The 13,260-nt window shown below is 75.2% G+C and carries 10 protein-coding genes; 3 read left to right on the forward strand and 7 right to left on the reverse strand.

Going from position 1 to position 13,260, the window contains the following annotated elements:
* Window positions 1–83: 83 nt before the first annotated feature.
* Window positions 84–1,208 (reverse strand): hypothetical protein, encoded by a 1,125-nt coding sequence (locus AOQ37_RS39800; RefSeq protein WP_159401343.1) that lies wholly within the window; start codon window positions 1,206–1,208, stop codon window positions 84–86.
* 1,981 nt (window positions 1,209–3,189) lie between these two features.
* On the opposite strand from AOQ37_RS39800, the gene AOQ37_RS40435 reads away from it, so the two are divergent.
* Window positions 3,190–4,134: a hypothetical protein gene (locus AOQ37_RS40435; RefSeq protein WP_062644979.1), complete on the forward strand. Its 945-nt coding sequence runs from the start codon at window positions 3,190–3,192 to the stop codon at window positions 4,132–4,134.
* Here AOQ37_RS40435 and AOQ37_RS40850 read toward each other — a convergent pair.
* From AOQ37_RS40850 to AOQ37_RS15005, 4 genes are all read right to left on the reverse strand, one after another.
* Window positions 4,083–4,241: a DUF6760 family protein gene (locus AOQ37_RS40850; RefSeq protein ID WP_020132885.1), complete on the reverse strand. Its 159-nt coding sequence runs from the start codon at window positions 4,239–4,241 to the stop codon at window positions 4,083–4,085. The two genes, AOQ37_RS40435 and AOQ37_RS40850, sit on opposite strands and share 52 nt — an antisense overlap.
* Window positions 4,238–4,762, reverse strand: a complete 525-nt coding sequence (locus AOQ37_RS14995; protein ID WP_062644980.1) for a hypothetical protein — start codon at window positions 4,760–4,762, stop codon at window positions 4,238–4,240. The genes AOQ37_RS40850 and AOQ37_RS14995 overlap by 4 nt, the downstream gene beginning before the upstream one ends.
* Window positions 4,762–5,205, reverse strand: a complete 444-nt coding sequence (locus AOQ37_RS15000; RefSeq protein WP_020132887.1) for a contractile injection system inner tube protein — start codon at window positions 5,203–5,205, stop codon at window positions 4,762–4,764. The genes AOQ37_RS14995 and AOQ37_RS15000 overlap by 1 nt, the downstream gene beginning before the upstream one ends.
* 67 nt (window positions 5,206–5,272) lie before the next feature.
* Window positions 5,273–6,865 (reverse strand): phage tail sheath family protein, encoded by a 1,593-nt coding sequence (locus AOQ37_RS15005; protein WP_062644981.1) that lies wholly within the window; start codon window positions 6,863–6,865, stop codon window positions 5,273–5,275.
* 434 nt (window positions 6,866–7,299) lie between these two features.
* Between AOQ37_RS15005 and AOQ37_RS15010 the strand changes: the two genes are divergently transcribed.
* Window positions 7,300–8,709 carry a hydrolase gene (locus AOQ37_RS15010; protein WP_062644982.1) on the forward strand — a complete coding sequence of 470 codons (1,410 nt, stop codon included), beginning with the start codon at window positions 7,300–7,302 and terminating at the stop codon, window positions 8,707–8,709.
* A gap of 151 nt (window positions 8,710–8,860) precedes the next feature.
* Window positions 8,861–10,240: a ricin-type beta-trefoil lectin domain protein gene (locus tag AOQ37_RS15015; protein WP_062644983.1), complete on the forward strand. Its 1,380-nt coding sequence runs from the start codon at window positions 8,861–8,863 to the stop codon at window positions 10,238–10,240.
* A 42-nt stretch (window positions 10,241–10,282) separates the two neighbouring features.
* Here the strand turns inward: AOQ37_RS15015 and AOQ37_RS15020 are convergent, their stop codons facing one another.
* Both AOQ37_RS15020 and AOQ37_RS15025 read right to left on the reverse strand, forming a co-directional pair.
* On the reverse strand, window positions 10,283–12,319 hold the full coding sequence (locus AOQ37_RS15020; RefSeq protein ID WP_062645142.1) for an ATP-binding protein: 2,037 nt from the start codon (window positions 12,317–12,319) through the stop codon (window positions 10,283–10,285).
* 164 nt (window positions 12,320–12,483) lie between these two features.
* A complete protein-coding gene (locus AOQ37_RS15025) occupies window positions 12,484–13,158 on the reverse strand; it encodes a Pvc16 family protein (protein WP_062644984.1) in 675 nt (224 codons plus the stop codon).
* Window positions 13,159–13,260 lie beyond the last annotated feature (102 nt).

Raw genomic sequence — 13,260 nt, forward strand, 5'->3', positions numbered from 1 at the left:
GGAGAGGGGAGCCGGGGGTGTCGGGGGCGCTGGGGTCTCGGGGTTTCGGGGGGTCGGGTGTCGGTCTGTCGGGACGTCCGGGGTCAGTGGCGGGGGTCGCGGAGCCTGCCGATGCGTTCGCGGTCCAGCCGCAGTTCGGTGCGGAGCAGACGGGTGATGCGACCGGTCAGGCGGTGCGTCAGTTCGTCGAGCTGGAAGTCGGTGAGCGAGCGGGGATCGAAACCGGGCTGCGCCCGCGCGGGAACGGGGTCCGCCGCGCCCTGGTCGGCGCCGTGCGGGAGTCCGCCGGCGCCGCGAGGCGGCTTCGGGGGCGGCGCGAGGGGCGGTGCGGCGGCGCGCCGCTGGACCACCGGCGCCGGGGCGGCGGGCAGCGACCGTGCGACGGGCGCCGGAGCCGGTATGGGCGAGGGCATCGGGACGGGCGATGCCTGGCCCGGTGATGCGGGTGGTGCCGGTGAGGCGAGGGGGGCGGCGGGGCGTACGGGGGCCGTGGCCGCCGATACCGGGGTGGGCAGCTGTCGCCGCTGGACGAACGGGGCCGACGGACCCGACAGGGCTGAGGGGGTGGCCGGGACAGGCGGTGCCATGTGGGCCGGCGCCGGGACGGTCGGAAGGCCGGGGGCGGAGACGGGAGAGGGGGTGTGGGTGGAGAGGGGGGTGGGGTACGGGTGCGCCACGGGCCGGCTCGCTGCCTCGCCGGGCGTGCTGCGGCGCAACGGCACCGGCGCGGTGACGGCGCGACGCTGCACGGGCGCCGGGGACACGGCGGACCCCGGGGACACGGGAGACACCGGAGGCTTGCCGGTGAGGGAGGCCGGGTGGCGCAGGGCGCCCAGGGGCGGGGTGGCCGTTACCTGGGGCAGTGGGGCCGGGCGAGGCTGCGGGGTGCCCGTGCCCGTGCCGGTGCCGGTGCCGGTGCCGGTGCCGGTGCCCGTGCCGTGGGCGGGTGTGGTTGTGGGGAAGGGGAGTCGGGGCCCGCCCGGGGTCGCGGTGCTGCGTTGCACGACGGGGATCGCGACCGGGGGGAGCGCCGAGGCGGTGCCTCCGGGGCCGGTCGCCGTACGGGGGGTGCCGTCCTGGGAAGCGATCGGCATGCCGCTCGGCGCGTTCAGCGGTACGGCGTCGGTGGGACGGGTGGAGAGGGGGGCGCCCAGCGCGGGGCGCGTGGCCGCGGGGCGACCGGGCTGCGCGGCGGCTGCGACGGGCACGGCGGCTCGCTGAACGGGGGCGCCGAGCGGGGTGGAGCGCCGCGGCGGGGACAGCGGTTCGGTCCGCGCGCCGGGGGCGGATGCGGTGGGGGCGGACATGGCGGCGGGAGGCGTGACGACGGGAGCCGGAACCGGAGCAGGAGCCGATGTCGGCGTCGAGGGGGGCGTCGGTGATGTCGCGGACGAGCGGGTCGGTGCCACCGGGCCCGGTCGGCCCGAGGGAAGGCTGGTGGGAGCGCCGAGGCCCGCGCGCCGCCGGGGGGCGGGCTGCCCGGCGGCGGCCCGCTGGACGCTCGTCGCGGAGGGGGAGGCAGGGGCGGGGGCGGCAGCAGTCGTGGACACCGGGTGGTCGGCAGCGGAGCCGGCCTTTGACGCCGGACCGGTGTGCGTCGGTGCCGAACCGCTCACGCCGCCGGGAACGGGGGCCGCCACGGCACGCTGCACCTCGGTGGGCGCCGCACGACCGCCTACGGGCGGCTGCGCAGGCGTGGTCGGTGCCGGTACCGGTATCGAGGCGGAGCGGCCGGGGCTCGTGGGAGAGACCGGTGCCGCCGTGGCGCGTTGCACGCTCGGGACCGGTGCGCGGCCGCCCTCGCGCGAAGACCCGGAGGGGCCGGACACCGAGGCGGGGCCCGCACTCGGGGCCGCGCTCGGCCCGCGACCGGCCACGGGACCGGGAGCGGGAGCGGAGGGCGGGATCGGTGCCGTCGTGGCGCGCTGCACGCTCGGCGTCGACGGGCGCCCGCCCTCGTGCGCGGACGCGGAGGGGCCGGGCGCGGAGGCGGGACCCGCACCGGAGGCTGCGCTCGACCCGGGGCCGTGACCGCGCCCGGCCCCGTGGCTGTGACCGGGGCCGTGGTCATGACCAGAACCGGAACGAGAAGCGGAGGGCGGGATCGGCGCTGTCACGGCGCGCTGCACAGTGGGCGCCGACGTGGGCGCGGAGACAGGCACGGGGTCGGCCGCCGCGGCCGGTGTCGTAGCCGCCCGCTGCACGCTGGAGGACGAGAACGAGGACGAGGACCGGCCACCTGCACCGGAGGCCGGGCCGGGGCGTGCGGGCGAACCAGCGCCGGTGGCGGAGGTGGGTGCGGTCGGTCCGGAGGCCGAGGTGGGGACAGGCCCGGAGGCAGCCGCAGAACCGGTGCCGGGCACGCGTCCGGAGGAAGAAGCGGAACCAGATCCGGAGCCCGAACGGCGGGCGGCCGACGGCCCGTTCGGGGCGTCGGCGGCGGGAGCGGCGGGAGCGGGCCCGGCGTCGACGGCGGCGCGTCTGCTCACCGTGACCGGCGCGGCCGCGCCGGAGCGCGGGGTCGTCGCGGCGGCCGGGGCGGACGTCGGTGACGGGCCGCGTTCCGTGCCGCCCGCCCGAGGTGCGACGTTGGCACCGCTGCCCGGGGAGCCCGTGCCGTTGCCCCCGGGAGTCCCGCCTGACGCGGAGGGCGGTGCCGTACGCGCCGGAACGGCACGCTGGACATGGGGACCGGCGCTCGCCGAAGGAGACCCGGCGAAGCTGCCCGACGGAGCCGTCGCCCCCGAAGGACGTGCGGAAGCCGAACCGGCCGAACCGGACGAACCAGATGAACCGGCAGATTCAGCAGGTGAGTTGGCCGAGAGCGGCCGGGTCGGGTCCGTGCGGGGGGTGGGCGTGACGCCGCCCGGTGCCGACGGACCGGAGACGGCAGCACCGGGGTCACCCGCGCCCGGCACCCCGCCCGCTACCGCCCGCTGCACTCGTACGGGTGCGCCGCCGGGTGCCGAACCCGCGTGCGGGGCCACCGCTCGCTGGAGTCCGACGGGCGGGAGGGCGGCCGTACGGGCCTGCCCCGCCCCGGAGTTGCTTCCTGTCGCCGGTGTACCCGGAGCGGCCGCTCGGTGAGGGCCGGGAGAGGGTTCCTTGCCGCTCGCCGGGCCTCCGCCGCCGGCGTCCGCACCCCGGCCGGACGCCTGAGCCGATCCGCCTTCGGCGGACGAGGCGGCGGTGGGCGCGGGGGCCGACGCCGGGGCGGCGGGCGGGGAGGTGGTCGGGGACGCCGGTCGGGCGGGCAGGCTGCGTCGCTGCACCGGCGCCGACTGGGACCTCGTCAGCGGGGCCGGTCCCGTCGAGGGAGCCGGGCCGGCCGGGGACACCCGGATGCCCCGCGCCGGGAAGGCGGCCGGAGCGGACGGTTGCGCAGGCCGCGACGGCACCACGGGCACCGCCCGGGCAGCCGGAGCCGCGGGCAGCGCGGAAGCCGCAGGCCCGGACGGACGCGCCCCCGTACCCGAAGCCGCCGTACCCGTGGACCCCGCAAGACCCGTGGTACCCGTCGCGCTCGATACGCCGGGGGCAGCCGTCGTCGTACCCGTAGTACCCGAGGTACCCGTAGTACCCGAACCGCCCGGATGGGCGGCGGCCGGCGGGGACGCGGGAACGGAACGCTGGAGCGGCGTGGGCCGGGGCGACCGGCTGGGCGGCGCGGCCACCCGCTCGGGTTCGGCGGCCGCCGGGGCCGCCCGCAGGCTGCTCATCAGGCCGCCCGGTGCAGCGTCGAGCACCGCGCTGAAGCCGCTGCCGGTGAAGGAGGGGTTCTGCCAGGTGGCCAGTCGGCCGCCGAACCCGGCGTCGGCGACGCCCGACGTGCCCCCGGTCGCCGCCCGTTGGATGGGCGGCAGCGTCGGCCAGGCGGCCGCGACCACGCGTGGCACCGCACCGGCGTCGCTCACCGGAGCCGGACCGCCGCTGCTCACCGGAGCCGGACCGCCGCCGTTCACCGCGGCCGGAGCGGCACCGCTCGCGGCTCGCGCACCGGTGGCGGCGGCCGGTGACGTGGCCGGGCCGTCCGCGCGTCCGCTTCCGCGGCCACCGCGGAACCGTTCCAGGAACCCCATGCCTCAGCCCTCCGCCCCGCCCCGGGTCACCAGGGACGCGATCTGGTCGGCGTAGCGGCGCCGGTCGTGGTGTTCCAGGTCCAGGATCTCGTCCTGACCCCAGTGGAAGTGGTAGGCGACGTACGCGATCTCCTCGTGCAGCCGGTCGGTCGCGTACGTCACGATTCCCCCAGGCGGCTCCCGCCGAGTTCCACCTCGAAGGGCTCCGAACAGTGGGGGCACTGCACCGAGGCGCGGGTGTGCCCCTCGGCGTTGACCTGGCGGTAGAAGTCCTGGAGGAACGCCAGGTCGGAGGCGAACATGTTCTCCACGACGCCGTCGTGGACCAGCGGGAGGCTGCCGAGCCGGGTGATGACCCGGCCCAGCAGCACCACCGACAGGTACGCCGGGTTCTCCTGGACGCGGATGTCGCGGAGCGGGACCAGTTCGTCCCGCGCCGTCGCCAGCCGCATCACGCCGTCGCGGTGGACGGTGCCCGCCTCGTCGACGTAACCGCGCGGCAGCTCGAAGGGGAACTCCGTCTGGAGGCGGTACGGCGCGGGGGCCGGGGCGGCGGCCGCGCCCGGCGCGGAGAACGCGGACGCGGCGCCGGACAGGGACTCGGACTCGGGCACGGCGGTGGCCGGGAGCGCCTCCTGCGGCTCCCCGCTCGCCGCCGCGGCCCGGACAGCCGTGCGCCGCATTACTCGATGACCAGTTCTTCGAACGTGATCGTCACGGTCTCGGTCAGCGCGGAGGCCTCGCCGGCCTTCACCGAGCTGGTGTCGATCTTGCTGCACCATGCGTTGCGCATGTTGTACCGCTTGACCGGGTTGTTCTGGTAGTCCATCACCATGATCGTGGCGTTCTTGCGGGCGGTGCCCATCACGCCGTTGATCGACTCGGTGATCCACTGGTTGAACGCCGCGGACTGGGTCATACCGCGCACGACCGTGCAGGTGCCCGCCTTCTTCACACCGGGCAGCTTCTTGGTGACGGGCTTGCCCTGCGCGGAGACCTGCTGGTACTCGATGACGTCCTGTTCGAGGCTGAGGCCGCTGACCTCGGCGAGGTACTCGACCATCACGCCGTCGATCTGGAGGCCGAAATTATGTGAAGTAAGGGCGTCACCCGGCTGGAGACTCATCTGGCTTTCCTTCTAAGTGTGGTGAGGACGTGCGATCCGACGACGGAGGGAGGAGAGGCGTCGGGGCCTACTCCTCCAGCTCTCCGTTGCCGCTGGAGAACTGGGCCAGCCGGAAGATCACGAACTCCGCGGGCTTGACCGGAGCGATGCCGATCTCGCAGATCACGCGGCCGAGGTCGACCGACTCCGGAGGGTTGGACTCCTCGTCACACTTGACGTAGAACGCCTCCTCGGGACGCGCGCCGAACAGCGCGCCGCCGCGCCACTCGTTCACGAGGAACGCCGAGACGTTGCGCCGGATCCGGGCCCACAGGGCGTGGTCGTTCGGCTCGAACACCACCCACTGGGTGCCGATCAGGATCGACTCCTCCAGGTAGTTGAAGTACCGGCGCACGTTCAGGTAGCGCCAGGCCGGGTCGGAGGAGAGGGTGCGGGCGCCCCAGATGCGGATGCCGCGGCCCGGGAACGCCCGGATGCAGTTCACGCCGATCGGGTTCAGCAGGTCCTGCTCGCCGCGGGTGATCTGGATCTCCAGGTCCACCGCGCCGCGCACGACCTCGTTCGCGGGCGCCTTGTGCACGCCGCGCTCGGAGTCGTTGCGGGCCCACACACCGGCCACGTGGCCGCTCGGCGGGATCAGCCGGGCCTTGCCCGCCGCCGGGTCGAAGGACTTGATCCAGGGGTAGTACAGGGCCGCGTACTTGGAGTCGTAGCCGGCCGTCTCCTGGCGCCACACCCGGATCTGACGGGCGTTCAGGCCGGGCGGCGGGTCGATGATGGCGACGCGGTCACCCATCAGCTCGCAGTGGGCGATCAGGCCCAGCTGGACGGCCTTGACCGACTCCAGGTCGATCGCGCCGCGCTGGTAGGCGGCCATCAGGTCGGGCACCGCGACCATGGACACCTCGTCGACGGCCTCCAGGCCGCCGAAGCCGGTGCGGTCGGAGCTGTCGCCCAGGTACTGCGCGGGGCCGACGGGCTGCGCGGCCTCGACGGCACCGGCCGGCGCGCCGGCGGGCGGCGCGGCCAGCGCGACCGTCTGGTTGTCCGGGCGGGCCAGCTGCGCGGCGGGCGCGGCCTCGGCCACGGTGATGAGCTTGGAGCGCTCCTTGACCTGGGTGACGACGTAGGAGCGGTTGCCCTTCTTCGCCGACACGTCGAACGTCTCGACGGCCTTGTCGCCGTCCTTGACGATCAGCTTGAAGCGCTCGGCGGGGCCTTCGCCCTCGGCGTCCGCGACCTCCACGCTCAGCGCGCCGCCGTTCTCGCCCGGCGCCACGGCGGTCACCGTGAACGTGCCGAGCTGCTTGGGCTCACCGGCCGGGAGGGCGGCCGGCGCGGAGCCGGAACCGGTCACCGCGGAGGGCGACTTGGCGTCTCCGGCGGCACCCGCCGAGGTACCGCCGACCCGGACGACGTACGCCGCCGAGCCGCCGTTGTTGAAGAACCCGTAGACGGAGTGCGCCAGGTAGTAGCCGTCGGTGAAGTCACCGAACGCGGCCACGTACTGGGTCCAGTTGGTCACCAGGGTCGGCTCGTTGAGGGGGCCGGTCGGCGCGAGCCCGACGAAGGCCGCCACCGAGGTGCCCACCCCTTCGATCGGGCGGGAGCCGCTGGCCACCTCCTCGACGTATACGCCGGGCGACAGGTAGGACGGCATGCTGTGCTCTCCTCGGGGTACGCGTCAGGACGTCTTTCACGGTCACGCGCGAAGCGCGTCCGTCGAAACGGCTTCCGGTGCAGGGTTCGGGGCACGGCTGTTGCCCTCGTGGGCAGCGCCGACCGCCGGGACCCGTCCGCGCCGCCTCGGTACCGCTTTCGGAGCGTCTCCGTACCGTCCCGTACCGCCTGCGTACCGTCCCGTACCGCCTCCGTGCCGTCCCTGTCGGCGCCGGTGCGCCGCCGGGGCGGCACGGAGGCGGCACGGCACGGCTCCTGGACGGTGTCCGGGTGGCCGGGGTGGTGTCCGGGGGGTGCCGGGGGTGCTGCCCGGCCCGTCGGGTCCCCTCGGGCAGCCGGGCGCGGCCCGGCAGGGCACACACCCTGCCTTCTCTCCTCTGACCCCGCCCGCGGTCCGCCCCGTAGCGTCGGCGCGTGAGCCTGTGGACTTCCCTCGAACCCGCCTCCGTCACCGTCGACCCCGGCAGCCGGGCGACCGTCCGGCTGCGGGTGCGCAACACCGGTGACGTCGTCGACGAGTACCGCTTCGAGCCGGTCGGCCCGACCGCGCCCTGGACGACGGTGGAGCCGCAGGCCCTGCGGTTGTATCCGGGCACGACGGGCACGGTCGAGCTGACCTTCGCCCCGCCGCGCACCCCGGACGCGACGGCCGGACCCAACCCCTACGCGGTGCGCATCACCCCGACCGAGCACCCGGAGGCGGTGACCGTCCCCGAAGGCACCGTGACGGTGACGCCGTTCACCGAGGTGCGGGCGGAGCTGGTGCCGCCGACGGTGAAGGGGCGTTTCCGCGGCCGGCCCCGGCTGGCTATCGACAACATCGGCAACACCAAGCTCACCGCCTCCCTGAGCGGCAGCGACAACGGTGACCGGCTGTCGTACGAGCTCCAGCCGGCCAACGTGCAGATCGAGCCGGGGCGGGCGGCGTTCGTGAACACGACGCTGCGCCCGCGCCAGATCATCTGGTTCGGCTCGAAGGAGGAGCAGCGCTACAGCCTGGCGGTGCGCCGGTCGGGCGCGCAGGCGCTGGAGGTGGAGGGCACCTTTGTGCAGCGCGGGTTCCTGCCGCGCTGGCTGGCGACCGCGCTCAGTCTGACGGTGGCCCTGGCGATCGCGTTCGTGATGATCTGGCTGGCGTACAAGCCGCAGGTCACCAGCAGCGCCGGCGAGAAGCTCGCGGAGGCCGGGGTGAGCACCCTGGCGCCCAGTCCGTCGGCGACGCCGAGCGCCCCGGCGCTGGTGCCCACGCCGACCGCGCCCGTCGTGGTGGAGGCGCCCGTCACCAGCCAGGCCCCGGCGAGCGGCGGCGGCGGGGACGGCGGCGGGACCGAGTCGAAGGCCCCCGTGAAGCCCAAGCAGGAGACGGCGGCCGACGCCGTGAACAAGCTGGCGGCCCGCAGCGACGGGCGGCACATCTGTTACCGCGCCTACGTGGCGGACAAGGGCTGGCAGGACCCGGTCTGCGACGGCGCGATCGCCGGCACCACCGGCAAGGACCTGCCGATCAAGGCCCTCAACATCGCGACGGCGCGGACCGGCGGCGTCTCGGGCAACGCGGCCCATGTGGTCGGGGGCTGGCTGACCGGTGACAAGTGGTCCAGTGCCACCGACGGCGTCAACATGTACATGGGCTCCAGCAAGCCGGCGGTCGCCGTGATGGAGGGGTTCACCATCAAGACCATCGAGGGTTCCGTCTGCCAGAACGCGCACGTCGGGGACCGGGGCTGGCTGGGCAACGGCTGCACCAAGGCGGGCGACTGGATCTACGGCGGCAGCCCCATGGAGCAGAAGCTCCAGCTCGAGGCGGTCCGCTTCACCGTCTGACCCGGGAGCCCGGTCGCCCGGGAGCCCGGGAGCCCGGTTGCCCGGGAGCCCGGCGGACGCGTGCGGGGGCACCACCGTTCGTCCCTTTCGGGCAGCGGTGCTGCCCCAGGGCTTCCTGACGCGCCCCCGTCCGCCGTCATAGCGTCGACAGGTGACTCTGTGGACCTCTCTGGAACCGGCCGCTGCGACCGTGGACCCCGGCGGCACTACGACCGTACGGCTGCGGGTGCGCAACACCGGTGACGTCGTCGACGAGTACCGCTTCGAGCCGGTGGGCGCGGTGGCGCCCTGGACGGTGGTGGAGCCGCAGACGCTGCGCCTCTTCCCCGGTACGACGGGCACGGTCGACCTGACCTTCGCCCCGCCGCGCACCCCGGACGCCACGGCCGGACCCAACCCCTACGCGGTGCGCATCACGCCCACCGAACACCCCGAGGCCGTCACGGTCCCCGAGGGGAACCTGACGATCACGCCGTTCACCGAGGTACGGGCCGAACTGGTGCCGCCGACGGTGAAGGGCCGCTTCCGCGGCCGGCCCCGGCTGGCGATCGACAACATCGGCAACACCCGGCTGACGGCCTCCGTCGCGGGCAACGACATGGGCGACCACCTCGGGTACGAGATCCGGCCCGGCAGTGTGCAGATCGAGCCGGGTCGGGCGGTGTTCGTCGACACGACGCTGCGTCCGCGCCAGATCATCTGGTTCGGCTCGAAGGAGCTGCGGCCGTACACGCTGAACGTGCAGCGGTCGGGCGCGGTGCCGCTCGCGGTGGACGGCACGTTCGTGCAGCGCGGGTTCCTGCCGCGCTGGCTGGCGACCGCGCTCAGTCTGACGATGGCCCTGGCGATCGCGTTCGTGATGATCTGGCTGGCGTACAAGCCGCAGGTCACGACCAGCGCCAGTGAGAAGCTCGCGGAGACCGGCAGCACGGCGCTGCCCAGCCCGTCCGTGTCCGCGCCGTCCGCGCCGAAGGTGGACGCCTCCGCCGCGCCGCTGCCCGAGCAGCAGACGCCGTCCGCCCCGGCCGTCGAGGAGGACGGCGGCGGCGGTTCCGGATCCGGCGGCTCCACGGGGTCGGGCGGCGGCAGCGGCAGCGGATCCGGCGGTTCGGGCGACACGAAGACGACGGCTCCGGTACCCGGTGCCGTGATCATCGGCACGGGCTCGGACCGCTGCATCGACATCACCGGCGCCCAGAACGGCAAGGGCAAGGACGGCACCCCGCTCCAGCTGTGGGACTGCGCCGGGTCGGCCAACCAGAAGTGGGTGTTCAAGAGCGACGGCACCGTGCGCGCGCTCGGCCTGTGCATGGACGTCGCCTGGGGCTCGAAGGACGACGGCGCGGTCATCCAGGTGGCGAACTGCTCCGGCAACCCCGCCCAGCAGTGGGTGCTGAGCCAGTACGGCGACCTGGTCAACCCGCAGGCCGACAAGTGCATCGACGCCAAGGACCAGGGCACCGGCAACGGCACCAAGCTCCAGCTGTGGACGTGCTCGGGGACGCCCAACCAGAAGTGGCGCGCGGAGTAGCCGCGGCGGCCGGGTGAGCCCCGTCCGGGCTCACCCGGCCGGTCACCAGTTGGCTTCGCCCGGCACCAGCCGGCCCGCCTTGCGGTACTCGCGACGGGCCCCCTCCAGCAGGTCGCCGTCGCCGACCGGTTCGTCGCGTCCGGCGGCGAGGTAGGCGGCGGTGACGACCGCGCTGCGGATGGAACCGCCGGCCAGCTCGAAGTCCTTGGCGAGCGGCCCGGGATCGACGTCGGCGGCGCACGGCACATGGCTCAGCCCGTGCCGCCACAGCGCGAGCCGCTGCCCGGCGTCGGGGAACGGGAAGTCGACCACCAGGTCCAGGCGGCGGGTGAAGGCGTCGTCGATGTTGGCGCGCAGGTTGGTGGTGAGCAGCGCGATGCCGTCGAAGGACTCCAGCCGCTGGAGCAGGTAGGCGCTCTCCATGTTGGCGTACTTGTCGTGCGCGTCCTTCACCTCCGACCGCTTCCCGAAGACGGCGTCGGCCTCGTCGAACAGCAGCACGGCGTCGGTGCGGTCGGCCTCGGAGAAGATGCGCTCCAGGTTCTTCTCGGTCTCGCCGACGTACTTGTCGACGACCGAGGAGAGCTGGACGACGTAGAGGTCGAGGCCGAGTTCGGCGGCGACCACCTCGGCGGACAGCGTCTTGCCGGTGCCGGACTCGCCCGCGAACAGCCCGAGCACACCCCGGCCGCGCCCGCCGCCGGCGCTGAGCCGCCAGTCGCCGAGCACCCGGTCGCGGTGCCGGGCGCGCAGGGCGAGCTCGTGCAGCTGGGTCAGCGGCCGCTCGGGCAGCACGAGGTCCTGCCAGCCGACGTCCGGCCGGATCCGCCGCGCGTGCCGTTCCAGCCCGGACGCCGATTGCTGTCGCGCGGCCAGCCGCACGTGGTCGGCGGTGAGCGGCCCGCCCTCGAAGGCGGCCAGCACGGACGCGGCCCGCGCGGCCCGGGCGACCCGCTCGCCGCCGAGGCGGTAGGGGGCGACGGTGGCGGCGAGGTCGAAGCCGGGGGCGGCGGCGGGCGGGCAGGCGGCCTCCAGCGAGGCCGCCCAGGCGGCCGTCCCGCCGGCCCGGCGGCGCGGTGCCTCCAGGACCAGCGGATCGTGGGTGGACCAGTGCGGGTCGTAGGGGCGCGGGTCCGTGAGCAGGACGGTGACGTCCGCCGCGTCGGCCAACGTGCCGATCAGCGGCCCCGGCTGGTCGGGCAGCCCGGACAGCACGACCGCCAGCCCGCCGAGCCGTGCCTCGCGCAGCAGGCCGGGCACGCGGTCGTCGGGCCCGGTGAAGCGGAGGGCGCCGACACCGGCGGCGCGCAGGGCCGAGGTGATGGCGGCGAGGCCGTCGCCCTCGCGGTGCTCGCGCAGATAGGCGGTGAGCGGGCCGCCGTCCCGCAGCCGGTGCGCCAGCCGCCGGACGAACTCCTCGTCGTCCACGGGCAGCGGCGGGGGCAGCGGGTGCAGGTGTCCGTGCAGGGCGGCGTCCGGGGTGTCGTCGCCGAGAAGGTGGGCGAGCAACCGGTCCGGGACGCGCAACGAGCGGGACAGGAAGGGCCGTTCGGGCTCCTCCACGTCCAGCAGGCCGAACGCGCGCAGCGGTGCCGAGGAGTGGAAGCGGGCGCGGGCCGCGGCCCGGTGGGCGGGCGCCCCGCACAGTTCCAGGGCGAGGCCCACGGTGGCCCGCCGCCTGCTCACGTCGTCGTTGAGATACCCGTAGAGCGGTTCGAAGTCGCGGTCCAGATCGGGGGCGAGGGCGATCAGGAGGATCGCGGCGTCCAGTTCGGTGAGCCGGAGCCGGGCGGCGAGAGCGCTGAGCGAGTCGACCGGGCCCGCCTCGGGCCCGGGGCCCGCCGCCCGCGCCTCTGCCGGTGTCTCGCCCTGTGCCGGTGCCACACCGTGCCCGGTGTCGGCCGGACCGCCGCCGAGCAGATGACGGACCGCCTCCTCGGACAGGTACAGCCCGCGCAGCGGATCGGCGGCCGTCGGGTCCACGGCGGCCCGCCGGTCGACGAGGGCACCGACCCGGTCCCGCAGGGCGCCGAGCCGGACGAGCAACGCGGCACTCCCGTCCCCCGGAGCGTCGGCCACGCCCGCCCGGGCATGGACCGCCCGGGCATGGACCGCCTCGGCATCGACGGCCCCGGCGGCGGCCGCCACCGCGTCGGCATCGGCGCCGGACGCGAACGGCTCGGTGCCGGCTGCGGCCGGGCCGGTGGCGGGGGCGGGGGCGGACGCCGAGGCGGGCGCGCCGGTCACGGCCGGTCCGTGCGGTGGGCGCCGGCCTCGCGGGCGGCGCGGGCCGCGGCCACCTGGTGGGGACGGTGGGCACGCTCGCCGGACTCCGGCGGGTCGCCGTCCATCCCGCGCAGGCGGACCGCCGCGCCCTCCGTGACCGGCGGCCCCGCGTCGTACTCGGGGTAGGCCGGGAAGGGCGCCGTGACCACCAGGTCCAGCGACGGCTTCAGCTCACCGCCGAGGGCGGACCAGATCTCGGCCAGGGAACGCGACTCGGTCTGGATGCCGGCCACCGTCACGGGCATCGCGAGCCCCAACGCGCGCAGCGAGCCGGGAAGCTCGTCGGCCGGCAGCATCTCGCGCGGCAGCAGCGTCGCCAACACGGCCGACAGCAGGCGATGTTCGTCCTGCGGGGTCCGCGTCCAGGCGGTCACCAGGTACGACAGCCGGAACCAGCGCGGCGGTTGACGGCGCTTGACCACGATGTCCCGCTCGTCCCGCACCGCCATCTGGCCGCGCTGCCGACGGGTCACGTCCTCACGGATGTCGTACAAGTAGGTGTTGATCACAGGGGCGTTGCGCCGGGCCGCCCAGTCCCGGGTCGGGGCCTCGAAGGAGACGTCGATCCCGGATCCCGCGAGGGCGCCGCCCGCGAGCAGCTCTTTGAGGACCTCGTCCACCTCGTGGATCACCGTCGTGCTCCTCAACTTGCCTTGCCACACCCACCGTCCGACGATCGTGCCCCGGACGGCCCCGGATCCGCAGGCACGACAGGGTCGGCGGCCGGGCAGGGC

Origin of the sequence: Streptomyces maremycinicus (assembly GCF_001184025.1) — a bacterium.
GTDB lineage: Bacteria > Actinomycetota > Actinomycetes > Streptomycetales > Streptomycetaceae > Streptomyces > Streptomyces maremycinicus.